At 69.1% G+C, this 508-nt stretch carries 1 protein-coding gene; it reads right to left on the bottom strand.

Translation table 11 applies throughout. From position 1 onward, the window contains the following. Nucleotides 1-60 precede the first annotated feature (60 nt). The gene (locus GVL03_RS22120) at nucleotides 61-225 is read right to left on the bottom strand and encodes a hypothetical protein (RefSeq protein WP_200847291.1); all 165 of its coding nucleotides are present in this window, start codon (nucleotides 223-225) and stop codon (nucleotides 61-63) included. Nucleotides 226-508: the final 283 nt, after the last annotated feature.

The following is a 508-nucleotide window of genomic DNA, read 5'->3' as shown; positions in this document are numbered from 1 at the left end:
GAGCTGAAGGTGTTCGTGGACGGAACCTGCCAGGCGCTCTGAGCCGCGGCGGCAGGGCGCTCAGCCCAGCGGCTTCCACGGCGGGGCTTCCGGCTCCGGAAAGCACGGGGCCGGCACCCCCGGCCGCAGCATGGCCTCCCGCTGCCGGCGCCGCTTCAGCTCGCGGGGTTTGCCGGTATTGCGCCCCAGGACGGCATCGGGCCAGTGGCGGTGGGACTTGGACATGGAGAACCTCCTGAAGCTGGGCAATAAGTGGTCTTCACTGCATTGGCGCACCGCGGCATTCCCCCGGCCGTCGGACGGCGACCCGAACGGCACGCAGGCGAAGCGCATGGCCTTGCCAGCCGGAACGCTACCGGAGGGGCATGACGGATTGCGGACAGGCGCACGACCGCCGCGGCGGGGAAATCCGTAGCACGTGCCGTGCCTGCTGCTGCGAATTGATGCAAGTCAAGACCGGCCGCGCATGTAGGACAGGCACTGCGCTTTGGCTGACACGGCTTCGATC

Source organism: Microbacterium sp. 18062, from assembly GCF_902706225.1.
In the GTDB taxonomy this organism is placed as follows: Bacteria; Actinomycetota; Actinomycetes; order Actinomycetales; family Microbacteriaceae; genus Microbacterium.
Note: the sequence above shows the minus strand (reverse complement) of the source record. Positions and strands in the feature narration are given on the sequence as shown.